A 20,643-nucleotide genomic window follows, 5' to 3' on the forward strand; every position below is an offset into this window, starting at 1 on the left:
CGGGACCGGGCGGATTTCCGGGGTTCCCAACATGTGACCGGCGACACTAGCTTGTGACCCATGCGTAGCACGATGATGGACGCCCCCCTCCAGGTCGCCCGGATCCTCGAACACGGCGCCACCGTGCACGGCACCGCCGAGGTGGTCACGTGGACCGGTGCCGAACCCCGCCGGATGACGTACGCCGAAGTCGGCCGGGACGCCGCCCGGCTCGCCCACGGACTGCGCGCCGAGTGCGGCGTGACCGGCGACGAGCGGGTCGCCACCTTCATGTGGAACAACAACGAGCACCTGGTCGCCTACTTCGCGGTGCCGAGCATGGGCGCGGTGCTGCACACCCTCAACCTGCGGCTCTTTCCCGACCAGGTCGCCTACATCGCCAACCACGCCGAGGACCGGGTGGTGCTGGTCGACACCACGCTGATCCCGCTGCTGGCGCGGGTGATCGGCCAGATGACCACGGTGCGGCACGTGGTCGTGGTCGGCGGTGGCGACCCGGCCCCGCTGGTCGAGGCGGCCGGCGACCGGATCACCGTGCACCACTGGGACGCGCTGCTCGCCGACCGTCCCGAGACCTACGACTGGCCCGAGGTGGACGAGCGCGACGCCGCCGCGCTCTGCTACACCTCCGGGACCACGGGCAACCCGAAGGGCGTTGCCTACTCGCACCGGTCGATCTATCTGCACTCGCTGCAGGTCTGCATGCCGGAGGGCTTCGGCCTCGGGCCGACCGACCGGGAGCTGGCCATCGTGCCGATGTTCCACGCGATGTCCTGGGGGCTGCCGTTCGCGGCCTTCCTCTCCGGCGCTTCGCTGATCATGCCGGACCGGTTCCTCCAGGCCGCGCCGATCGCCGAGATGATCGCCGCCGAGCGGCCCACCCTGGCCGGCGCGGTGCCGACCATCTGGACCGATCTGCTGGCCTACCTGGACAGCCACGAGGTGGACACCTCGTCGCTCAAGGAGGTCATCGTCGGCGGCTCCGCCTGCCCGCCGTCGCTGATGCATGCGTTCGCCGAGCGGCACGACATCCAGGTCATCCACGCCTGGGGGATGACGGAGATGTCCCCGCTCGGCTCGGTCTCCCGTCCGCCGGCCGGCGCGACCGGTGACGAGGCCTGGCGCTACCGCTACACCCAGGGCCGGGTGCCGGCCGGGGTCGAGGCGCGGATCGTCGGGCCGTCCGCGGAGCCGCTGCCCGCCGACGGCGCGTCCGTGGGGGAGTTGGAGGTCCGCGGCCCGTGGGTGACCGGGCGGTACGTCGGCGACGAGACGCCCGAGGAGGAGAAGTTCCGCGACGGCTGGCTGCGTACCGGCGACGTGGGCACCCTCTCGGCGGACGGCTACATCACGTTGACCGACCGGGCGAAGGATGTCATCAAGTCCGGCGGTGAGTGGATCTCCTCGGTGGAGCTGGAGAACGCGCTGATGGCGCACCCGGCCGTGCTGGAAGCCTGCGTGGTGGGGGTGCCGGACGAGCGCTGGGACGAGCGGCCGCTGGCCACCGTGGTGGTCCGCGAGGGTGCGACGGTCAGCGCCGAGGAGCTACGCGACTTCCTCTCCGCCTCGGTGGCCCGCTGGCAGCTGCCCGAGCGCTGGGCCTTCATCGACGCGGTGCCGAAGACCAGTGTCGGCAAGTTCGACAAGAAGGTCGTCCGTTCGCGGTACGCCGAGGGGGAACTGGCCGTCCGGGAGCTGACCGCGCCGTAACGTTTTTCTGCGGGCTGTCGCCTGTTGGGTAGGAGCACTCCTGAGACGTTCCTCCCCAGGGGCGGCCCCGGCGTTCGCACCGCGCCGGGGCCGCCCGTTCCATGCGGGGTTACCCGCAATGCCATTATTGCGAGAGTTGTTCGTCTACGTCCCGATGACGCGAAATCTTCTCGTCCGGGTCACTGGTCGCTGGTGCTGATCAGCACCTTCCCGACCACGGAGTTCTCCACGGCCTGGTGCGCGGCGGCAGCCGCGGAGAGCGGGTGGTGGTGCAGCGGCAGCCCGGCGTCCTCGCCGACCCGGATGCCCGCCTGGGCGGCCGCCGCGGCCACGTCGACGACCGCCTGCGCCTTGGCCGCCTTCGGCACGGTGTAGACCATCACGAACTGCCAACGGGCGTTCGGCCGCATCAGATCGCGGACGGGCAGGGTCACCTCGGTTCCGCCCTCGTTGGCGTAGACGCAGACCGCGCCGCCGTGGCGCAGCACCTGCACGTCGGTGGTCGCGTTCTTCGCCGGGGCGACCTCGACGATCGTGTGCACCCCGTCGGGGGCGATCTTGCGGACCTCCTCGACCACGTCCTGCTCCCGATAGTTGATCACGAAGGAGGCGCCGGCCGCCGCCGCCAGCTGCGCCTTCTCGGCGCTGCTCACCGTGGCGATCACGGTCGCGTCGGCCCATCGGGCGAGCTGGATCGCCGCGTTGCCGACCGCGCCGGCCCCGCCCTGGACCAGCACCGTGTGATCGGTCAGCGCACCGGCCCGCAGCGCGTCCGGCATGTACTCGCCGGCGGTCAGGCAGCGGTGCGCGGTGAGAAACGGGATCCCGAGGCAGGCGCCCAGGTCGAACGAGGCGTCGCCGAGGCGCACCGTGTGCCGGACCGGGACCACGGTGTACTCGGCGGTGGTGCCCCACGGGCGCTGCCAGGCCGCCTCCCAGAGCCAGACCCGCTCGCCGGCCAGGTCCTGTTCGACGCCCTCGCCGACCGCCTCGATCACCCCGGCGCCGTCCTGACCGGGAATCTGCCAGCCGGCCGGCAACGGGGACTGCTGCCGGCCCTTCCAGTCCGTCGGGTTCACCCCGGAGACGGCCATCCGGACCAGGACCTCGCCCGGCCCGGGCTCCGGCACCGGCCGGTCGACCAGCTGGAGCACCGACGGGTCGCCGTTGCGCTCGTACACGATCGCCTTCATCGCGGTCTCCTCACTCCCGACGCATCCCGGGGCCGGAAGGGCGTCGTCGGCTGCGGTACCCGACCGCACCGGGCTCATGCCGATCTTCGCGGCTCCGGAAACCGGACAACCGGGCGACGGGCGGACGACAGGTGGCAGGGGGGCAGCCCGGGTCAGCCGAGCCGGTCGACGGTCTCCGGGGTCAGCTCGTCGATCGAGCCGAGGGTCACCGCGGCGAGCGCCGCCGCGTCCGGATCCAGCGGGTACGAGCCGTGCGGCACCGCCACCACCCGCATGCCGGCGGCGGCCGCCGAACGCACCCCGTTGGAGGAGTCCTCCACGGCGACGCAACGGGCCGGATCGACCTTCATCCGCCGCGCCACGGCGAGGTAGACGTCCGGCGCCGGCTTGCCGCGCTCGGTCTCCTCGGTGGAGAGCGTCGCGCCGAACGCGTCGGTCAGCCCGGTGGCGGTCAGCGTGGCCGCGATCAACCGGGTGGGCGAGGAGCTGGCCAGCCCCAGCGGCCACCGCGCGGCCAGCCGGCGCACCACCCGGTCGGCGTCGTCGATCAGCGGTACGTGCGCCGCGTAGCGCCGGGTCATCTCGTCGACCACCTCGACCGCCACCTGCTCGGCGGTACGCGACACGCCCAGCTCGTCGCTGAGGTACCGGGCCCACTCGCCGGTGCTCATCCCCATCAGCCGGCGCTGGCTGTCCGGCTGCCAGGTGCCGCCGTGGGTCGCCACGTACGCCCGCCGGACCTCCTCCCAGACCGGCTCGGAGTCCACGATCACGCCGTCCAGGTCGAAGACCACCGCATCCGCCACGTGCCCCATCCTGCCCGACGACCGGCCGGCGGTCAGCCGGGCGGGCCGGTCGGCGCTGTCGGCGAGCGTGCAGCCGGCGCGGCCCGCGGTGGCGGCCCGCGCAGAGCTCGGCGGGTCAGGCCGGCAGCGCGGGCAGGCCGATCGGGCTCTGCGCCGGGATCACCGAGTGGCAGCGCCGGGCGACCGGTTCGAGCAGCTCGCGCAGCCGGTCGGTGCGGTCCGCGCCGAGCGCCTGCCACGGTCGGGCGGCCGCGGCGTCGGTGGCGTCCTCGACCGCCTGGAAGCCGGCCCGCCCGCGTTCGGTGGGCTCGCCGTCGGGGGCGAGCCAGCCCCGGGAGCGCAGCCGGTCGCGCGCGGCGGCCCACTGCTCCTCGCTCCAGCCCCGCCCGAGCAGGTGCTGGGCGGGGATGTCGAGCGCGACCCGCCAGGCCAGCGCCTCCACCGGGTCGAGGTCGGCGGCGACCAGCGCGGCGACGTGCCCGTCGCCCCGGTGCTCGCGCAGCGTCGTGGCGGCCTGCCAGAGCCGGGCCAGCGGGTATTCGCCGGCGGGCAGCGCGGCGTTGGCGGCGCCGAGCACCCGGCCAGCGTTGTCCGCCGCGCCGGCCGCCGCCTCCAGCAGGTCGGCCGCCTCGGTGAGGTGCTCCTCGGGCAGTTCGTAGGTGAACTCGGCCAGCGCCTGCACCGCGCCGGTGAGTCGGGCCCGCAGCGCCTCCTGCGGGGTGGCCAGCCGCCAGACGGCCGGCAACGCCCGGGTCACCATCGGCGGGGCGAAGGTGAAGAAGGCGGCGATCACCGGGGCGGCCTCGGTCGGGCCGAGTGGAGCGGCCCGGCCGGCGAAGTAGCCCCGCCAGTAGCCGCGCAGCCCGACCGCCTCATAGGCGGACCGGGCCCGAGGGTGGAAGTAGGTGACCGCGTGCACCGGCTCGTAGTGAGTCCACATCAGTCGGGCGGTGCGCCCAGGTTCGTCCAGCGCCGTCACGTGCACCTCCGGGTCCGCAGCCGGGTACACCCTGGACGGTGGACCGTCCAGGGTGACCACGAACCTACTGGTTGTGTGTGACGGGTCGGAAGCCCTCTGTGGTCAACCGCATCGCGGGAAGTTGACCAACCGGGGCGGTTCGACCTACTGCGCGGCCAGCACGTCCACCACGAAGCGCAGCGGACCGGCCGGCCGGCCGCCCGAAGCATCGTTGCCGTACGCCAGCTCGGCCGGGATGTCGAGCTGCACCCGGCTGCCCACGGTGACCCCGACCAGGCCCTGGTCCCAGCCCTTGATGACCTGCCCGACGCCGATCGGGAAGCTGGCCGGCTGGCCGGTGTTCCAGGACGAGTCGAACTCCTTGGCGTCCTTGTAGAAGACGCCGACGTAGTTCGTGGTGATCGTCTGGCCGGCCTTCACCGCCGGCCCGGTGCCCTTGATCAGCGGGGTGACGGTCAGCTTCGTCAACTCGCCCTTGCCTGCGGTGACCGTCGGCTTGGTGCCCAGCGCCGGGTCGGCGCCCTCGGGCAGCTGCGGGGCGGGCGGCGCGCCGGGCGATGCGGCGGCGTCGTCGGCCGGAGCGGTCGCCGAGGGGGACGCGTCGGCCTGCGGCGCGGCGTCGTCGTCGCCCCCCTGGCCGACGATCACGAAGACGGTGACCAGCACCGCCACCACGGCCAGGCCGGCGAGCCCGCCCAGCCACGCCTGCCGGCGGCGCTTCGCCTCGGCCGCCTTCTGCGCGGCCAACTGGGCGGCCAGCCGCCGCTCCGACTTGGTCCGGTTCTGCGTACGCTCGCTCACGGCGTCGACTCCCTGCTGCGAAGGTGTGGCCGGCCCGGGGCCGGGGGGAAAGTCGACGCACACGGTACCCGCCCGGACGCCAACCGTGCCCTCCCCGGACCAGTGTTGATCACTGGGCGCGTCGCGGTGGCCCCGCCTATCCCGGCACCACCATGAAGTCGGTCACGAACGAGGTGACCCGGCCGTCGGCGGACCGGCCGATCCAGGTGCCGTAGCAGCCGTCGCCCCAACCGGAGCTGACCGTGACGACGTTCGCGCCGGTCGCCTCGTCCAGCACCGCCGTGATCAACCCTGGCACCGGCGCCGTCGGCAGCTCGTCCGGGATGAAGACCTCCTCGACCTGGTCGTACTCCCAGCCTTCCAGCACGCTCAGCGCCGCCGGGTCGGCGAGCGTGCCGGTGCCGGCGTCCACCCCGTAGCCGAAGTAGTCGTCCGCGCCGAGGGTCGACACGTCCTGGTCGTCGACGAGCGCCAGCTCCCAGCGGACCGTCGGCTCGTCCGACACCACCAGCTCCAGCGCGGCCACCCGCCGGTCAACCTCGGCGTCGTCGCGGAGCACCGCGGCCACCCAGGCCCGGGCCGGGTAGCTGCCGGGGGCGACCGTGACGGTGAACGGCTCGGCCTCCGGGCAGACCAGCGGGTCGCAGCCCACCACCCGGCCGGTCGGCAGGACGATGTCGTCCACCGGGTACGCCTCGACCACGTACGCGCCGTGCTCGTCGGCGAAGCGGGCACCGGGCGTCAGCAACCGGTCCAGGTCAGGGGTGTACGGCATCGGGTCTCCTCCGGTGGCGGATGGCCGGCGGAGCGTACCCGGAGGGGGCGACCGGTCCGCGGCCGGAACCGGACAGCCGGCACGCCACAGGCCGTGCGCCCCCCGGCTCCTCACCCCTCCAGGTGCCGCTCCAGCGCCGCGCGCAGGTGGTTCTTCGGCCGGGACCCGACGATCGAGCCGACCAGTTCACCGTGTCGGAAGATCAGCAGGGTGGGCAGCGACATGACCTGGTAACGGCGGGTGGTCTGCGGGTTCTCGTCCGAGTTGAGGGTGGCGATGCTCAGCCGCCCGGCGAACTCCCCGGCCAGCTCGGCGAGGCTGCGGGAGATGGCGTGGCAGGGCGGGCACCACTGCGCCCAGACGTCGAGCACCACGGGCCGGTCGGCGCCGAGCACCGTGCTGGCGAAGGTTTCGTCGGTCACCGTGATCAGGGCGTGTTGCGCAACCTCAGGCATGTTCTCTCCCGTTCGGCGATGGCGTGGGCGAGCTGGTCCCGCAGCTCCTGCCGGACCGTGTGCAGCCGGTCGATGCCGGCGTCGACCTCGGCGAGTTTGCGGCGCAGCACCGCCACGGAATCCGGGCAGACGTGCCCGGAGGTGTTGCCGGCGCGCAGGCAGGCGACGAACGGCCGGATGTCGTCCAACCCGAATCCGACCGCGAGCAGCGCCCGGATCTCGCGTACGACGTGCAGCTCCGCCTCGTCGTAGACCCGGTAGCCGTTCGCCGAGCGAGCCGGGCGGACCAGCCCGTGCGTCTCGTAGTAGCGCAACGCCCGGGTGCTGGTGCCGGCGCGTTCCGCCAGTTCACCGATGAGCATCGGACCTCCCTCGCCGCTGGCGTCGCGTCCGACGCTAGACCTTGCCGTCGGCGTCAAGGCAAACCCCGAGTTGGGCCGGGACGCCGGTGAGCCGGTCGCCCCGCCGGTAGATTTCGGCCATGGCGATCCTCACCGACGACGACCTGGCCCTGCTGGCCGAGCCCCAGCTCGCGCACGTGGCGACCATCGAGGCGGACGGCAGCCCGCACGTCACGCCCGTCTGGGTGGACACCGACGGCGAGCACATCCTGTTCAACACGGTCAAGGGACGGGTGAAGTACGAGAACATCCGCCGCAACCCGGAGGTCGCGATCTCGGTGGTCGACAAGGCCGACGACTTCCGCACACTCTGGGTGAAGGGCACCGCCGAGCTGGTGCCCGGCGACGCCGACGCGCACATCGACCGGATGGCGAAGAAGTACCTCGGCGAGGACACCTACCCGTTCCGCCGGGAGGGCGACGAGCGGGTGATCGTCCAGGTCACCCTGACCGAAAAGCTCGGCCGGGGCTGAGCAGTCAGGCGGTCTTGCGGGCGGTCTTCTTCGCCGCCGTCTTCTTGGGCGCGGCCTTCTTCTCGGCCTCGGTGGTCTTCTTCGCGGCGGTCTTCTTCGCCGCCGCCTTCTTCGGTGCGGCCTTCTTCTCGGCGGTCTTCTTGGCCGGCGCCTTCGCCGCCTTCTTCTGCGCGGCGGCCTTCTGTGCGGAGCGGGCCGACGAGATCGGGGTCGGCTCGGCGCCGCCGCCACCGCGGGCCGGCTCCTCGCCGCGCGCCGCCCGGGCCCGCTCCACGGATGCCTTCAGGGCGGCCATCAGGTCCACCGCCGCCGCCGGGGCCTCCTCGACCTCCTCCGGCTGGACCACCTCGCGGCCCTCGACCTTGGCGTCGATGACCTCCTGCAACGCGGCCCGGTAGTCGTCGGTGAAGACGTCCGGCTCGAACTCACCGGCCATCGAGTCGATCAGGGAGCTGGCCATGGCCAGCTCGGGCGGCCGGACTTTGAGGTCCTCGTCGAGGAACCCGAAATCCGGGGTACGGATCTCGTCCGGCCAGAGCATGGTGTTGAGCAGCAGCACGCCCTCGCGGACCCGCAGGGTCGCCAGCTGTTCCCGCTGGCGCAGCGCCACCTTGACGATGGCCACCCGCTCCGAGTCGGTCAACGCGTCCCGCAGCAGCACGTACGGCTTCGTCGCCGTGCCCTCCGGCTCGAGGAAGTAGGCCTTGTTGTAGAGGATCGGGTCGACCTGCTCGGCCGGGACGAACTCCAGCACGTCGATCGCGCGGGAACTGGTCAGCGGCAGCTCGGCGAAGTCCTCGTCGGTGAGGATCACCATTTCGCCGCCGCCGATGTCGTAGCCCTTGGCGATGTCGTCGTAGGTGACCTCTTCGCCACAGACGGAGCAGGTGCGCTTGTAGCGGATCCGGCCACCGTCCTCCCGGTGCACCTGGTGGAACCGGATGTCCTTCTCCTCCGTGGCGGAGTAGAGCTTGACCGCGATCGAGACCAGCCCGAACGAGACCGCTCCCTTCCAGATGGCGCGCATGCTGGCTCCTCTCCCCGCGTAATGACCAGGATCGCAAACGATCGAAGCGGGCGCGAGGACTTCCGCCGCGAACTACAGTCATTGGGTGCCCGGCGCGCCGCTCAAGCCGATGCTCGCGATGACCGGGCAGCTCCCGGCGGGCGCCGGCTGGGCGTACGAGTTCAAGTGGGACGGGGTCCGCGCCCTCGCCGACATCTCCGGCGGCGGGCAGCACCTCTACGCCCGCTCCGGCGTGGAGATCACCGCCGCGTACCCGGAACTGGCCTCTCTACGTGACCAGGTGGGCGACGCGCTGCTCGACGGCGAGGTGGTGCTGCTCGGCGAGACCGGGCAGCCCTCGTTCACCGCCCTGGCCGAGCGGATGCACGTGCGGGACCGGAACAAGGCGGCCCGGCTGGCGGCCGTCATGCCGGTCACCTACATGATCTTCGACCTGCTCCGGCTCGACGGCGAGGACCTGACCGGCTGGCCGTACGAACGCCGCCGGGAGGCCCTGGACGGCCTGGCGCTGGGCGGCGCCCGGTGGGCGGTCCCGCCGGTCTTCCCCGACGGTCCGGCCACCTATCAGGCCGCCGGGGAACACGGCCTGGAGGGGGTGATGGCCAAGCGGATCGGATCGGTCTACCGGCCCGGGGTCCGCTCGCCGGACTGGGTGAAGGTCAAGCTGGAGGTGACCGGCGACTTCGTGGTCGGCGGCTGGCGGCCGGGCGCACGCCGGATCGGCGGGCTGCTCGTCGGGGTGCCCCGCCCGGACGGGCGGCTCACCTACCGCGGCCGGGTCGGTGGTGGGATCGGCGCGGCCATCGAGCGGCAGCTCCTCGCCGAGCTGGAGCCGCTGCGCGCCCCCGGCTCGCCGTTCGCGGGCGACGTGCCCCGCGAGGATGCCCGGGGCGCGATCTGGGTAACTCCCCGGGTCGTGGTGGAGGTGAAGTACGGCCAGCGCACCCCGGACGGGCGGTTACGGTTCCCCCGGGTGCTCCGGCTGCGACCGGACAAACCGCCCGAGGAGGTCGATGATGCCGGCTGACCGATTGCGGGTGGACGTGGAGGGGCGTTCCCTGGAACTGTCCAACCTGGACAAGGTGCTCTATCCGGGCGCAGGGTTCACCAAGGGTGAGGTGATCGACTACTACACCCGGATCTCGCCCGTGCTCCTGCCGCACCTGCAGGACCGGGCGTTGACCCGGATCCGCTTTCCCAACGGGGTGGATGGCAACTCGTTCTTCGAGAAGAACAAGCCGGCGGCGACCCCGGACTGGGTCCGGACCGAGACGCTGCCCGCGCCGGGATCGAGCAAGGGGCGGGAGACCATCGACTACGTGGTCTGCGACGAGTTGCCCACCCTGGTCTGGTTGGCGAACCTCGCCGCGTTGGAGCTGCACACGCCGCAGTGGAAGGTCGGCGAGCACCCGGACATGATGGTGGTCGACCTGGATCCCGGGGCGCCCGCCGGGCTCAAGGAGTGCTGCGCGGTCGCGGTGCTGATGCGGAATCGGCTCGCCGACGACGGCATCGACAGCTACCCGAAGACCTCCGGCAAGAAGGGGATGCAGCTCTGCTGCCCGGTCGCCGGCACCCAGTCCGCCGACGACGTCTCCGCCTACGCCCGGCGGATCGCCCAGGAGCTGGAGCGGGCGCACCCGAAGCTGATCGTGTCGAAGATGGCGAAGAACCTGCGCCCCGGCAAGATCTTCATCGACTGGAGCCAGAACAACGCGGCAAAGACCACCGTGGCGCCCTACTCGCTGCGGGCCCAGGCGGCGCCGTCGGTGTCGACGCCGCTGACTTGGGACGAGGTCGAGGCGGGCGCGTCGGGCAAGCGTCCGGCGACGAAGCCGTACACGGCCACCGAGGTGCTCAAGCGGGTGGAGAAGTCCGGCGACCTGCTCGCTCCGGTGCTCGACGGTGGCCCGGAGCTGCCAGCCTCCTGAATTCCGTTCTCCGCACCGTGCCACCCGGTCGGAGTGGGTGGGTCGGCGGCCCGGCGAGGTCGCGCTGCGTGACCGGCGACCGGGGTTCGCGCGTCCATATCGCCCCCGGTCTTCCCGGCCGGCAGCGCGGCCTGTCGTCGGCGTCCGCCAGCCTCGTGCGCCTGGGCCGACCCGAATCCGGTTGACGGCGGTGTCCGGCCTCGCGCCTACTGACTCACCGGAACGCGGCCGGCGGGGCCGCGGCGCGGAGGACGAAGGACGACGGTGGACCCGACGACTCTCACCTGGCAGCCGTACGGCGAAGAGCACCTGCCGGCCCTGACCGGGCTGGCCCAGGCCTGTCTCGCGGCCGACGGGGGACTGCCACTGTTCGTCCAGTCGCCGCTGCTGCGGGCGCGGCTGCTCCAGGCCCGTACCCTCGGCGCCTGGCATGACGGCGAGCTCGTGGCGGCCGTCGGTGTGGGCACCGACCGGCGCCCGGTCTCGATGACCGGCCTCGTGCACCCGGCTTGGCGCGGGCGGGGCCTCGGCGGCCGGCTGCTGAGCTGGGCGGGCGAGCAGGCCGGCGGCGAGGAGCTGCTGCTGACCACCGAGACGTGGAGCCCGGGCGCAGAGGCCCTGTTCGCGGCGCGCGGCTTCGACCGGACCTTCGTCGAGTGGGTGCAGCGGCACGACCTGGGCGCCCTCCCGGACGTGTCGGCACCTGAGGGCCTGCGTGCCGAGCCGGTGACCTGGGACGCCGGCCCGGAGCTGTTCGCGACCTACCAGGCGTCCTTCGCCGACCGGCCGGGCTTCCGCGCTCCGGAGGCCGAGGAGTGGCTGGGCGAGTTGCGCGAGGACGACGAGTACCGACCGGACCTGTCCCTGCTGGCCTGGGGCCCCGACGGGCGCCCCGTCGGCTTCGTCAACGTCATCGGCACCTGGATCGACCAGGTGGGCGTCGTCCCGGAGTGGCGGAAGCGGCGGGTCGGGGCCTACCTGGTGGCGCGGGCGTTGCGCTCGTTGGCGGGCGACGGGGCCGGCGAGGCCTGGCTCTGCGTCAACGACGACAACCCGGCTGCCGCCCTCTACCGCCGGCTGGGCTTCGCCGACGCCGGCCGCCGCGCCCGCTACCTGCTACGCCGCCCCTGACGCACTTCGCCCCGTCGATCATGCACATGTGGTGCCCGACCAGCCCTGTTGTGCCCGGTTCGCGAGGCACCACAACTGCATGATCGGCGAAGCCCGGCGCCCACCGTGGTGGACGCCGGGCCGGGGGTGGACGCCGTACGGGTCAGCCGCGCCCGAAGACCTTCCGGCTGGACCCGAGCCGCAGCAGGACCGTCTCGCCGGTGGCGTCCTGGACCGCGTCGTTGTCGGTGATCGCGTACACCTCGCCGTTGCCGGCCACGGTCAGGCCCTCCAGCTTCTCCTGCGTCCACCCGTTGGTGGCGCGCAGCGCGGGCAGCACGTCGACCGCCAGCGTCTTCGGCAGCACACGCAGCGGGCCGGGTGCCGCGGCCCCGCCGGGCAGCGGCACCGTGTAGATCCGCTTCACCGTGGCGGCCGGGCCGTTCAGCTTGTCCCGCTCGATGACCGCGAGGCGGTCGCCGACCACGATGATCTCGGAAAGCCCCATCCAGTCACCCGGCACGGTGGTGCTGCCCAGCTGGTAACCGAACCAGCTCCAGGTGCCGGCCGTGACGTCGTACCGGCCCAGCCGGACCACGCCGGCGGGGTCGGTGCTCAGCTCCCGCTGCACGGCCACCCAGACGATCTCCCGGCCCTGCCGGTCGGTGGTCGCGGTGACCCCCTCCAGGCCCTGCTTGGCCAGGCTGGCGGCGACCTCGGTGGGCAGTGGGACGGTCTGCCGGGTGACCCCGGCGGCGTCGAGGCGGACCAGCTTGTTCTCCGCGCCGGTGGCGCCCTCCACGGCGAGCCAGAAGCCGCCCTGCGGACGAGCGAAGATGCCCTCGGCGTCGTACCCGACCGGCGCGCCGGTCGCGTCCTTCACCGGCAGCGCGCCGGTGATAACGGCCGGGGTCCGCTTCGCGTCGATGCTGAGGATCCGGGTCTGGCTGTACGCCGCGTCGGTGACGCTGTAGAGCTGGTCGCGCTTGCCGGGCGCCGCGGTCAGCGCGCCGAGCGCCCCCCAGCCGATCGGCGTGCCGGCCCGGTCGGTGCCGGAGACGATGCTCGGGAAGGCCGGCGTGCCCTTGCCCAGCTGGAAGAGCGAGACCGAGGCGCGGACGTTGACCGAAGCGTCGTCCTCCTCGCTGGAGACCGCGAGCAGACCGCGCGACGGGATGGGCAGCAGCCCCTCCGGCCCGTTCGTGGTGGGCAGCACCTGCTTGAACACCGGCGCGGTCGGGCGGCTCAGGTCGTAGACGGCGACGAAGTTGCTCCGCTCCGAGCCGACGAACGCGTACCGCACGCCGTCGTACTCGGCGACGGCGACACCCTCCGGCTCGGTGCCCTTCTTGCCGGCCCGGTCCTCGTTGTGCAGGCCGTAGGTGACGGCCAACCGCTCGAAGCTGTTGCCGGCGTCCCAGGCGACCCGCCCGGTGCGGCTGTCGAAGACGGACCAGCCGCGGGTGCCGCCCCGCCAGTCGCCCTCGTTCGCCGTCGCCAGGTAACGGTCGTCGACCCAGGAGACCGCGTCCGGCTCGCGCGGCACGTCGGCGATCGAGCCGGTGAGGTCGATGACCCCGTCCTTCTTGGTGTCGATCCCGCTGATCGTGGCGGTCCCGGCGCTGAACACCTTCGTGATCCGGCCGGTGGGCAGGTCGATCAGGGCGACGCCGTTGTTCTCCTGGAGGGTCACCGCCAGCTCGTCGCGGCTGTTGATCGAGACGTACTCCGGCTCCGGGTCGGTCGGCGCGGCGAGGCCGGCCTGGACCAGGGCGGGCAGCGCCTGACCGTCGGCGCCGGTCAGCGGGACCGGCCGCAGCCGCCAGCCGGCCGGCGACGTGCCGGTCAGGTCGACGATCTGCACGAAGCCCGCCGGGAGCTGGGGCAGGTCGCCCTCCTCACCACCGGGCGGGGTGGCCTCCTCGTCGCGCTCGTTCTCGATCGCGATCGCGGCGTACCGCTTGTTCCGGCTGATCGCGATCGAGTCGGGCTGACCGCCGAGGTCGAAGCTCCTGACCCGCTTGCGGGTGGCCAGCTCGATCACGTCGAGGCGGCCGGACGGCTCGGTGTAGCTGCTGCTGGTGTTCACCACCACCAGCACGTACCTGCCGACCACGGCCACCGAGGTGGGCTCGTCCTCGGCGTTGCCGAGCTGGGCCAGGGAGAGGGTGCCGAGGCCGCGCGGGCGGTCGGCCCGGGAGATGTCGAGGAAGCCGATCCGGCGGGCCAGCGCGTCCGTGTGGATCAGGGTGCGGCCGTCCTCGCTGACCGCCGAGATCTCGGCGACCGTCGGGGTCGCGGGGTCCTCGCCGGCCGGCCGGTTCTCGAAGACCGGGTAGGTGGCGACCCGGTCGAAGGCGAGCGGCTTGCCCGGGTGGTGCCCGCCGGCCGACGCCGGGGTGGCACCGGTCAGGCTGGCGGCTGCGACACCGGCCGCAGTGAGCGCCGTGAATGCTCTTCTGAATGTCAAGGACTTCCTCCGTAAGGTCATGCCCGGACGGAGGCTGACACCCGAGGGGGAGCATCAGCTTGCGGGGACGTGAACAGTCGGCGAAGCGCGGCGCAGCCGCCACCAGGCGCCCCCGATCAGGACGAACGTGACCACGCTGACCGCGATGTCGCCGGTCAACGCCGCCGCCGGAGACGCCGGCGCGTACGGCGGCACCAGGTACGCGAACGCAGCGGCGGAGATCACGCTGGCCGAGCCGGCGGCGAGCACGTGCCGCTGCCCCCAGCCGGCGCGCCCGGACCAGCGCACGATCAGACCCCCGACGACGACGGCGACGGCCAGCGCGATGCCCACCCCGACCCACCCGGGCGTCAGGGCGGTGCCGAGGTGCGCGACCAGCACCAGCAGCGCCACCAGGACCGGGCGCGGCGCCCGGGCGGTACGCGTCGCTGCCAGCGATCGCCAACGGGGCAGCAGGGCCGCGCCGATCAGCGCGGCGGCCAGTGCGACGGCGAAGGCCAGCTGGAGCGGGCTGGCCAGGAAGCCCTTCCGGCCACTCTCGTCCGAGAAGATCAGGAGGCTGCCGGCCAGCCAGAGCAGCGCGACCACCACCAGGCCCGGTCGGCCCAGCCACGGCCGCAGCCGGCGACCCGCCCCGAGGTACGACTCGACGATCGCGATCGGCGCGCAGATGGTCAGCATGATGTGGTTGCCCACGTAGTCGAACGCCTGCCAAACGCTGAATTCGAGCCCCGGCACCAGCGTCGCCGCGGCGGCCGCCTGGGTGTCGGCGTACTCCGTGTCGTCCAGGTAGTCGGGGTTGAACAGCGACTGGTCGACCAGGCCGGCCTGGACCACGCCGAACGCGGCGGCGAGCAGCACGATCACCGGCCATCCGCCGCCGAGGTGCCGGGCGGTCTCCCGGATCAGGATCGCCGCCCCGCCGTACATCGGGCCGAGGAAGACCACCACCGGCAGAAAGTCGTCGAGGGTGAAGCCGCCCCAGGAGCATTCGGCCGCCCACGGGGCGAGCACCAGCAGCGCGAGGACCGGCACGAGCCGCCGGCGCACGGGTAGCCGGCCGGTGGTGGGCTGTTCGCCGGGCGCGGAGCTGGCATGGTGCTGGTCTGCGGTGGGGCGGTGCTCGTGCGGCATGAGCGCTCCTCGGCGGTGCGGGGGTCACCTCGGATCCTGGCCACGCCATCCGGCCAGTCGATACCGTCCTCGGCCCACCGGCCGGTGACCAAAGTCGATCGGTGCGCCGGTGGGTAGGCTGACCGCGAAGTCGTCCCGGGGAGCGTGGAGATGCAACCGACCATCGCGACCGACCTGCCGGCCCCGCTCAGCGGCCGGCCGGCGATCGACACCGACCACGCACTACACGCCGACGGGCCGGCGGCGGACGCCGACCGTCCACTGCTCACCTACCGCGACGACGCGACGGGTGAGCGGGTCGACCTCACCGCCAGCCAGCTCGGCGGCTGGACGGCCGGTGCCGCCAGCCTGCTGCGCGACGGCTGCGGGCTCGGCCCGGGCAGCCGGGTCGCGGTGCTGCTGCCGCCGCACTGGCGTACCGCCGCGGTGCTGCTGGGCGCCTGGGCGGTCGGGATGGCGGTGTCGTTCCGGCCCCGGGCCACCGCCGGCCTGCCGGTCCTCGAACCCGGCGGCGACCTGCCGTACGACGCGGTCTTCGTGACCCCGGAACGCCTCGACGACTGGCTGGAGGACGTGCCCGACGGCACCCACCGCTACCTCGTCGGCACCGGGCCCGACCCGATCGCCGACGTGCCGGTGGGCTGGCTCGACTGGTCGGCCGAGGTGCTTCGCCACGGTGACGCCCCGCCCGACCACACCACCATCCGCCCGACCGACCCGGCCAGCGCGGACGGCACCACCTATGGCGAGTGGGGCGCGATCGCCCAGGGCATCGCCGAGATGCTGGACCTGCGCGCCGGTGACCGGCTGCTGGTCGACGCCGCCGAGCACGAGCAGCCGCTGAAGTGGCTGCTCGCCCCGCTCTCCGCCGGGGCGTCCGTGGTGGTGTGCGCCAACCTCGACCCGTCCCGCCGCGACGCAATCGTCACCGCCGAACAGGTCACCCGGATCCTGTAGCCAGTCGGCTCGCACCCGCCCGGGTGCCTTATCAACAGCGCCCCTCGGCCCCGCTTCGTTACATCGAAATCAGCGCTGTCAGCAGGTCTTTTGCCGACGCCAATGACGTGGTCTTATACCGGGCAGACGACGCCATCGGCCCTGGTCATGGCAACCCCGCGTCGATTCCGCACCGCCTCCATTCCCTGAAAGGTGCACCGATGCACAGGAGACCTATCTACCGACTGGCAGTCCTCACCGCCACCGCCGCGACGTTGCTGGCGTCCGGTGGCGCCTACGGCGCGGTGGCGGCGGCACCCCTGACCGTCTCCCCGGGTGTCGAGGCGTGTGAGCCGGGTGCCGACGAGCACAGCGTGGCCCGGGTCGCCGAGGGCGCCACCGCACAAGAGCCGGAGCTGTACTCCAAGAACGAGGCGAACGCCTACGGCGTGATCAAGGATTCGCCGCGCCTGGCCAACGGCAGCGTCACCGTGCCCACCGTCTTCCACATGGTCTCCGACCACCCGCTCAGCGCGGCGGAGACGACCAGGTGGAACACCCTGATCGCGGCGCAGATGACGGTGCTCAACGACTCGTTCGCGGGCCGTACGGCGGCGAACGCCTCCGACACGCCGTTCCGGTTCTCGCTCGTCGACACCACGTGGACGGTGAACAGCGACTGGTACACCGTCGTGCCGGGCAAGAACGAGCGGGACATGAAGCAGGCGCTGTACACCGGCGACGCCCGCACCCTGAACGTCTACGCGGCCAACATCGGCGGCGGGCTCCTCGGCTGGGCGTACTTCCCGAAGGGTTACAACAACGGCCGGGACTACATCGACGGTGTGGTGATGCTCGACGAGTCGATGCCGGGCGGAACGGCGGGCAAGTACGCCCTGGGCGACACGCTGACGCACGAGGTCGGGCACTGGCTGATGCTGGAGCACACCTTCGCGCACGGGTGTTCCGCTTCCGGCGACTTCGTCGCGGACACTCCGCGCGAGGCGGCGCCGCAGTTCAACTGCCCGGTGGGCGCGGACACCTGCACCGCGCCCGGGCTGGACCCGATCCACAACTTCATGGACTACACGCAGGACTCCTGCATGAACATGTTCACCGCGGGACAGGCGGACCGGATGAGTGACGCCTGGGTGGCGTTCCGATCCGGTGGCGGCAAGTAACCGAGCATCGCCGGGTTGACGGGCCGCGCTCAGCGGCCCGTCAACCTCGTTCGGGCCCCGGGTCGCGTTGGGTCGCAAAATGATCCACTCCGTTTCCGGGACATTGCGGCATCCGGGTGACCTGGATACCGCCACATCAGGGAAACGGAGTGGATCAGGCGCTAGTCGACGGTCGGGAGCTTCGGGCCGAGGACGTCGTCGGCGTCGACGATGGTGTACGCGTACCCCTGCTCGGCCAGGAACCGCTGCCGGTGCGCCGCGTACTCCGTGTCGATCGTGTCTCGGGACACCACCGTGTAGAAGTGCGCCTGCCGACCGTCGGCCTTCGGCCGGAGCACCCGGCCCAGCCGCTGCGCCTCCTCCTGCCGCGACCCGAACGTCCCGGACACCTGGATCGCCACCGCCGCCTCGGGCAGGTCGATGGAGAAGTTGCCGACCTTCGAGATGACCAGGGTGCGGATCTCACCGGAGCGGAACGCGTCGAAGAGCCGCTCGCGCTCCTTGTTGGTGGTCGAGCCCTGCACGATCGGTGCGTCCAGGTATTCGCCGAGCTGGTGCAGCTGGTCGATGTAGCCGCCGATCACCAGCACCTGGTCGTCCTTGTGCCGGTCGACCAGAGCCCGCACCACCGGCAGCTTCGTCCGGGCGGTCGCCGCCATCCGGTAGCGCTCCTCGGCCTCCGCCGTCGCGTACGCCATCCGCTCCGCGTCGGTCAGGGTCACCCGGACCTCGGTGCACTCGGCCGGGGCGATCCAGCCCTGCGACTCGATGTCCTTCCACGGCGCGTCGTACCGCTTGGGGCCGATCAGGCTGAACACGTCGCCCTCCCGGCCGTCCTCGCGGACCAGCGTCGCGGTGAGGCCGAGCCGGCGGCGGGCCTGCAGGTCCGCGGTGAACCGGAAGATCGGCGCGGGCAGCAGGTGCACCTCGTCGTAGATGACCAGACCCCAGTCGCGGGCGCCGAAGAGGTCCAGGTGGGTGAAGGCGCCGCCGCGCCGCGAGGTGAGCACCTGGTACGTGGCGATGGTGACCGGACGGATCTCCTTGCGCTCGCCCGAGTACTCGCCGATCTCCTCCTCGGTCAGCGAGGTGCGCGCGACCAGTTCCCGCTTCCACTGCCGGCCGGCCACCGTGTTGGTGACCAGGATCAGCGTGGTCGCCTTGGCCTCGGCCATCGCGGCCGCGCCGACCAGCGTCTTACCGGCGCCGCAGGGGAGCACCACCACGCCCGACCCGCCGGCCCAGAACGTCTCCACCGCCTCCCGCTGGTACGACCGCAGCGTCCACGGCTTGCGGCCGTCCTTGCCGGCCTCGGCCAACTCGATCGGGTGCGCCTCGCCGTCCACGTAGCCGGCCAGGTCCTCGGCCGGCCAGCCGAGCTTGAGCAGCGCCTGCTTGAGCCGGCCCCGCTCGGACGGGTGCACAGCGATGGTGTCGTCGTCGATCCGCGCGCCGAGCATGCCGGCGAGCTTCTTGCTCTTGGCGACCTCGACCAGCACCACCCGGTCGAACGCCCGCAGCACCAGCCCGTGCACCGGGTCGTTGGCGAGCTGGAGCCGGCCGTACCGGTCCATCGTCTCGGCCACGTCCACCAGCAGCGCGTGCGGGACGGGGTAGCGGGAGAACTTGATCAGCGCGTCGACGACGCTCTCGGCGTCGTGCCCCGCGGCCCGGGCGTTCCAGAGCCCGAGCGGGGTCAGCCGGTAGGTGTGCACGTGCTCCGGGGAGCGCTCCAGCTCCGCGAAGGGCGCGATGGCCATCCGGCAGGCCTGCGCGTCGGGGTGGTCGATCTCCAGCAGCAGGGTCTTGTCCGACTGCACGATCAGTGGTCCACCGCTCACGCCAGCGTCCTCTCCTCGGGGTTGCCGCCAGTCGGTTACCCGATACGGCGAGTGACCGGCCGCAGGCCGACCATCCAGTGTTGCACGCGGCGGAAGGTCCGAAGAAAAATGCTCACCCGATGCAACCGGTCTGGCACTTATAAACGTCTACGAAGGGGACGGCTCTGCAGGGAGGGCTCATGAAGCGCGTTCGAATCACTTCCCGGCTGGTCGCCCTGGTGGTGGTCACGCTGGTCGGCGCCGGCGCGTGTGCGCTCGACCCGCCGTCCGGCGGGAGTGGTGGCGGGGGAGCCGCCCCGGCCGGGGCGGCGGAACAGACATCGGGGGCGAGCGCAGCGCCCGGTACCGACCAGCGTGACCAGCCCGCGACGACGGCGCCGGAGCCGACCGCGTCCCGGACGACCCCGCCGAAGCCCAGGCCGTCGCCGACCCGCACCGCCCCGAAGCCGGCGACCAGCACCACCCCGGCCGGCTGCCCGCAGGGCGAGCAGCAGCGGGCGGTGGAGACCTACCTGGCCCAGTTGGGCGGGTTCGGCGCGGTGACCGTCGACGGCCGGCAGTCCGCCGCCGACTGCGTCGCGATCAAGAAGTTCCAGCAGCGGTACGACATCCGTCCGGCCGCCGGCCGCGCCGGCCCGACGACGTACGACGTGGCGAAGCGGCTCGCCACCACTGACACCAGCCGGTGCCGGGCCGGCTCGGGCACCACGTTCTGCATCGACCTGACCCGGCAGACCACCTGGGTGATGCGCAACGGCAAGGTGCTCGTGAAGCCCACGGTGACCCGGACCGGGATGTCCGGCTACCGGACGCCGGCCGGCACCTTCACGATCAACTACCGGAACGTCAAGGAGTGGTCCAACCCGTACGAGGTCTGGCTGCCCTACTGGCAGCACTTCACCCAGGGCATGGGCTTCCACGAGACCACCACCTACCTGCACAACAAGTCGATCGGCTCGCACGGCTGCGTCAACCTGCTGCACCGCGACGCGGTCCGCTACTGGGAACTGGGCAAGGTCGGCAGTCGGGTGGTCCTGATCGGTCGCCGTCCCGGCACCTGAGCCGCCCGAATCCGGGATTTATCCCCTGTCACTTCCGCCCCGCCGGTGCCACGCTGGACGTCTGGCGTCGCACCGGGCGGGGAGGGGCGGAAGATGACGGTCGATCGTGACGTGGTCCCCGAACACGACCGGGCGCCGGCCGGCGAGGTCTCCACCGCCACCCTGGTCGCGTACGCGGTCGCCGGTGTGGTGCTCCTCGGCTGGTTCCTCTTCGGCTGGCTGGTGCTCCGGCAGGGCTTCGTCAACTCGGTCGGTGAGACGGCCGGCGCCGGCTTCGCGCTGCTGCTGGTGATCTCGGTCGTCGGCACGGTCCGCCGCAGTCGCCGCTGACCGGCCCGACCTCGGTAGTACCGGGTCGA

At 72.4% G+C, this 20,643-nt stretch carries 20 protein-coding genes; 9 read left to right on the forward strand and 11 right to left on the reverse strand.

Features of this window, described 5'->3' with window-relative positions; genetic code table 11:
* Positions 1-60 precede the first annotated feature (60 nt).
* A complete protein-coding gene (locus ACIBBA_RS05230) occupies positions 61-1,710 on the forward strand; it encodes a fatty acid--CoA ligase (protein WP_396693957.1) in 1,650 nt (549 codons plus the stop codon).
* A gap of 179 nt (positions 1,711-1,889) precedes the next feature.
* On the opposite strand, the gene ACIBBA_RS05235 is transcribed toward ACIBBA_RS05230, so the two are convergent.
* The 7 genes from ACIBBA_RS05235 to ACIBBA_RS05265 all read right to left on the reverse strand — a co-directional run bounded on the left by ACIBBA_RS05235 (position 1,890) and on the right by ACIBBA_RS05265 (position 7,081).
* Entirely contained in the window at positions 1,890-2,903 is a 1,014-nt protein-coding gene (locus ACIBBA_RS05235; RefSeq protein ID WP_396693959.1) for an NADPH:quinone reductase, read from the reverse strand.
* A 152-nt stretch (positions 2,904-3,055) separates the two neighbouring features.
* Positions 3,056-3,709, reverse strand: a complete 654-nt coding sequence (locus tag ACIBBA_RS05240; protein WP_396693961.1) for an HAD family hydrolase — start codon at positions 3,707-3,709, stop codon at positions 3,056-3,058.
* A 115-nt stretch (positions 3,710-3,824) separates the two neighbouring features.
* Positions 3,825-4,649 (reverse strand): hypothetical protein, encoded by an 825-nt coding sequence (locus ACIBBA_RS05245; protein ID WP_396694322.1) that lies wholly within the window; start codon positions 4,647-4,649, stop codon positions 3,825-3,827.
* A gap of 183 nt (positions 4,650-4,832) precedes the next feature.
* Positions 4,833-5,489, reverse strand: coding sequence for an FKBP-type peptidyl-prolyl cis-trans isomerase (locus ACIBBA_RS05250; RefSeq protein ID WP_396693963.1), 657 nt, complete (start codon positions 5,487-5,489; stop codon positions 4,833-4,835).
* 136 nt (positions 5,490-5,625) lie between these two features.
* A complete protein-coding gene (locus ACIBBA_RS05255; protein WP_396693965.1) occupies positions 5,626-6,264 on the reverse strand; it encodes a DUF4241 domain-containing protein in 639 nt (212 codons plus the stop codon).
* A 110-nt stretch (positions 6,265-6,374) separates the two neighbouring features.
* Positions 6,375-6,719, reverse strand: coding sequence for a thioredoxin family protein (locus ACIBBA_RS05260; protein ID WP_396693967.1), 345 nt, complete (start codon positions 6,717-6,719; stop codon positions 6,375-6,377).
* Positions 6,692-7,081: a MerR family transcriptional regulator gene (locus ACIBBA_RS05265; protein WP_357047460.1), complete on the reverse strand. Its 390-nt coding sequence runs from the start codon at positions 7,079-7,081 to the stop codon at positions 6,692-6,694. The genes ACIBBA_RS05260 and ACIBBA_RS05265 overlap by 28 nt, the downstream gene beginning before the upstream one ends.
* Positions 7,082-7,200: 119 nt before the next feature.
* On the opposite strand from ACIBBA_RS05265, the gene ACIBBA_RS05270 reads away from it, so the two are divergent.
* On the forward strand, positions 7,201-7,593 hold the full coding sequence (locus ACIBBA_RS05270; RefSeq protein ID WP_350867924.1) for a PPOX class F420-dependent oxidoreductase: 393 nt from the start codon (positions 7,201-7,203) through the stop codon (positions 7,591-7,593).
* A gap of 4 nt (positions 7,594-7,597) precedes the next feature.
* Here the strand turns inward: ACIBBA_RS05270 and ACIBBA_RS05275 are convergent, their stop codons facing one another.
* Positions 7,598-8,620, reverse strand: coding sequence for a Ku protein (locus ACIBBA_RS05275; RefSeq protein WP_396693970.1), 1,023 nt, complete (start codon positions 8,618-8,620; stop codon positions 7,598-7,600).
* Between the two features lie 85 nt (positions 8,621-8,705).
* Here ACIBBA_RS05275 and ligD (ACIBBA_RS05280) point away from each other — a divergent pair, with 85 nt between their 5' ends.
* The 3 genes from ligD (ACIBBA_RS05280) (at position 8,706) to ACIBBA_RS05290 (ending at position 11,682) form a co-directional block, all read left to right on the forward strand.
* Positions 8,706-9,647: a non-homologous end-joining DNA ligase gene (gene ligD / locus ACIBBA_RS05280; protein WP_396693972.1), complete on the forward strand. Its 942-nt coding sequence runs from the start codon at positions 8,706-8,708 to the stop codon at positions 9,645-9,647.
* Positions 9,637-10,551, forward strand: a complete 915-nt coding sequence (ligD, locus tag ACIBBA_RS05285) for a non-homologous end-joining DNA ligase (protein ID WP_396693974.1) — start codon at positions 9,637-9,639, stop codon at positions 10,549-10,551. The genes ligD (ACIBBA_RS05280) and ligD (ACIBBA_RS05285) overlap by 11 nt, the downstream gene beginning before the upstream one ends.
* Before the next feature lie 264 nt (positions 10,552-10,815).
* A complete protein-coding gene (locus tag ACIBBA_RS05290; protein ID WP_396693976.1) occupies positions 10,816-11,682 on the forward strand; it encodes a GNAT family N-acetyltransferase in 867 nt (288 codons plus the stop codon).
* Positions 11,683-11,824: 142 nt separating this feature from the next.
* Here the strand turns inward: ACIBBA_RS05290 and ACIBBA_RS05295 are convergent, their stop codons facing one another.
* Complete coding sequence (locus tag ACIBBA_RS05295) at positions 11,825-14,131, reverse strand: esterase-like activity of phytase family protein (protein ID WP_396693978.1); 2,307 nt, start codon at positions 14,129-14,131, stop codon at positions 11,825-11,827.
* Positions 14,132-14,185: 54 nt separating this feature from the next.
* On the reverse strand, positions 14,186-15,265 hold the full coding sequence (locus ACIBBA_RS05300; protein ID WP_396693980.1) for a hypothetical protein: 1,080 nt from the start codon (positions 15,263-15,265) through the stop codon (positions 14,186-14,188).
* 150 nt (positions 15,266-15,415) lie between these two features.
* On the opposite strand from ACIBBA_RS05300, the gene ACIBBA_RS05305 reads away from it, so the two are divergent.
* Both ACIBBA_RS05305 and ACIBBA_RS05310 read left to right on the forward strand, forming a co-directional pair.
* Complete coding sequence (locus tag ACIBBA_RS05305) at positions 15,416-16,222, forward strand: TIGR03089 family protein (protein ID WP_396693982.1); 807 nt, start codon at positions 15,416-15,418, stop codon at positions 16,220-16,222.
* A gap of 200 nt (positions 16,223-16,422) precedes the next feature.
* Positions 16,423-17,382: a zinc metalloprotease gene (locus ACIBBA_RS05310; protein ID WP_396693984.1), complete on the forward strand. Its 960-nt coding sequence runs from the start codon at positions 16,423-16,425 to the stop codon at positions 17,380-17,382.
* Between the two features lie 161 nt (positions 17,383-17,543).
* Here the strand turns inward: ACIBBA_RS05310 and ACIBBA_RS05315 are convergent, their stop codons facing one another.
* A complete protein-coding gene (locus ACIBBA_RS05315) occupies positions 17,544-19,223 on the reverse strand; it encodes a DNA repair helicase XPB (RefSeq protein ID WP_396693986.1) in 1,680 nt (559 codons plus the stop codon).
* A 179-nt stretch (positions 19,224-19,402) separates the two neighbouring features.
* On the opposite strand from ACIBBA_RS05315, the gene ACIBBA_RS05320 reads away from it, so the two are divergent.
* Both ACIBBA_RS05320 and ACIBBA_RS05325 read left to right on the forward strand, forming a co-directional pair.
* Positions 19,403-20,284, forward strand: coding sequence for a L,D-transpeptidase family protein (locus ACIBBA_RS05320; protein ID WP_396693988.1), 882 nt, complete (start codon positions 19,403-19,405; stop codon positions 20,282-20,284).
* Positions 20,285-20,377: 93 nt separating this feature from the next.
* Complete coding sequence (locus ACIBBA_RS05325; RefSeq protein WP_396693990.1) at positions 20,378-20,614, forward strand: hypothetical protein; 237 nt, start codon at positions 20,378-20,380, stop codon at positions 20,612-20,614.
* Positions 20,615-20,643 lie beyond the last annotated feature (29 nt).

This window comes from Micromonospora sp. NPDC051006, assembly GCF_044456245.1.
In the GTDB taxonomy this organism is placed as follows: domain Bacteria; phylum Actinomycetota; class Actinomycetes; order Mycobacteriales; family Micromonosporaceae; genus Micromonospora.

Coding starts and splice junctions, on each gene's coding strand:
- ACIBBA_RS05310 (WP_396693984.1), top strand. CDS start 16,423: ATGCACAGGAGACCTATCTACCGACTGGCAGTCCTCACCGCCACCGCC.
- ACIBBA_RS05235 (WP_396693959.1), bottom strand. CDS start 2,903: ATGAAGGCGATCGTGTACGAGCGCAACGGCGACCCGTCGGTGCTCCAG.
- ACIBBA_RS05300 (WP_396693980.1), bottom strand. CDS start 15,265: ATGCCGCACGAGCACCGCCCCACCGCAGACCAGCACCATGCCAGCTCC.
- ACIBBA_RS05270 (WP_350867924.1), top strand. CDS start 7,201: ATGGCGATCCTCACCGACGACGACCTGGCCCTGCTGGCCGAGCCCCAG.
- ACIBBA_RS05325 (WP_396693990.1), top strand. CDS start 20,378: ATGACGGTCGATCGTGACGTGGTCCCCGAACACGACCGGGCGCCGGCC.
- ACIBBA_RS05275 (WP_396693970.1), bottom strand. CDS start 8,620: ATGCGCGCCATCTGGAAGGGAGCGGTCTCGTTCGGGCTGGTCTCGATC.
- ACIBBA_RS05245 (WP_396694322.1), bottom strand. CDS start 4,649: ATGTGGACTCACTACGAGCCGGTGCACGCGGTCACCTACTTCCACCCT.
- ACIBBA_RS05320 (WP_396693988.1), top strand. CDS start 19,403: ATGAAGCGCGTTCGAATCACTTCCCGGCTGGTCGCCCTGGTGGTGGTC.
- ACIBBA_RS05265 (WP_357047460.1), bottom strand. CDS start 7,081: ATGCTCATCGGTGAACTGGCGGAACGCGCCGGCACCAGCACCCGGGCG.
- ligD (WP_396693974.1), top strand. CDS start 9,637: ATGCCGGCTGACCGATTGCGGGTGGACGTGGAGGGGCGTTCCCTGGAA.
- ACIBBA_RS05255 (WP_396693965.1), bottom strand. CDS start 6,264: ATGCCGTACACCCCTGACCTGGACCGGTTGCTGACGCCCGGTGCCCGC.
- ACIBBA_RS05230 (WP_396693957.1), top strand. CDS start 61: ATGCGTAGCACGATGATGGACGCCCCCCTCCAGGTCGCCCGGATCCTC.
- ACIBBA_RS05305 (WP_396693982.1), top strand. CDS start 15,416: ATGCAACCGACCATCGCGACCGACCTGCCGGCCCCGCTCAGCGGCCGG.
- ACIBBA_RS05260 (WP_396693967.1), bottom strand. CDS start 6,719: ATGCCTGAGGTTGCGCAACACGCCCTGATCACGGTGACCGACGAAACC.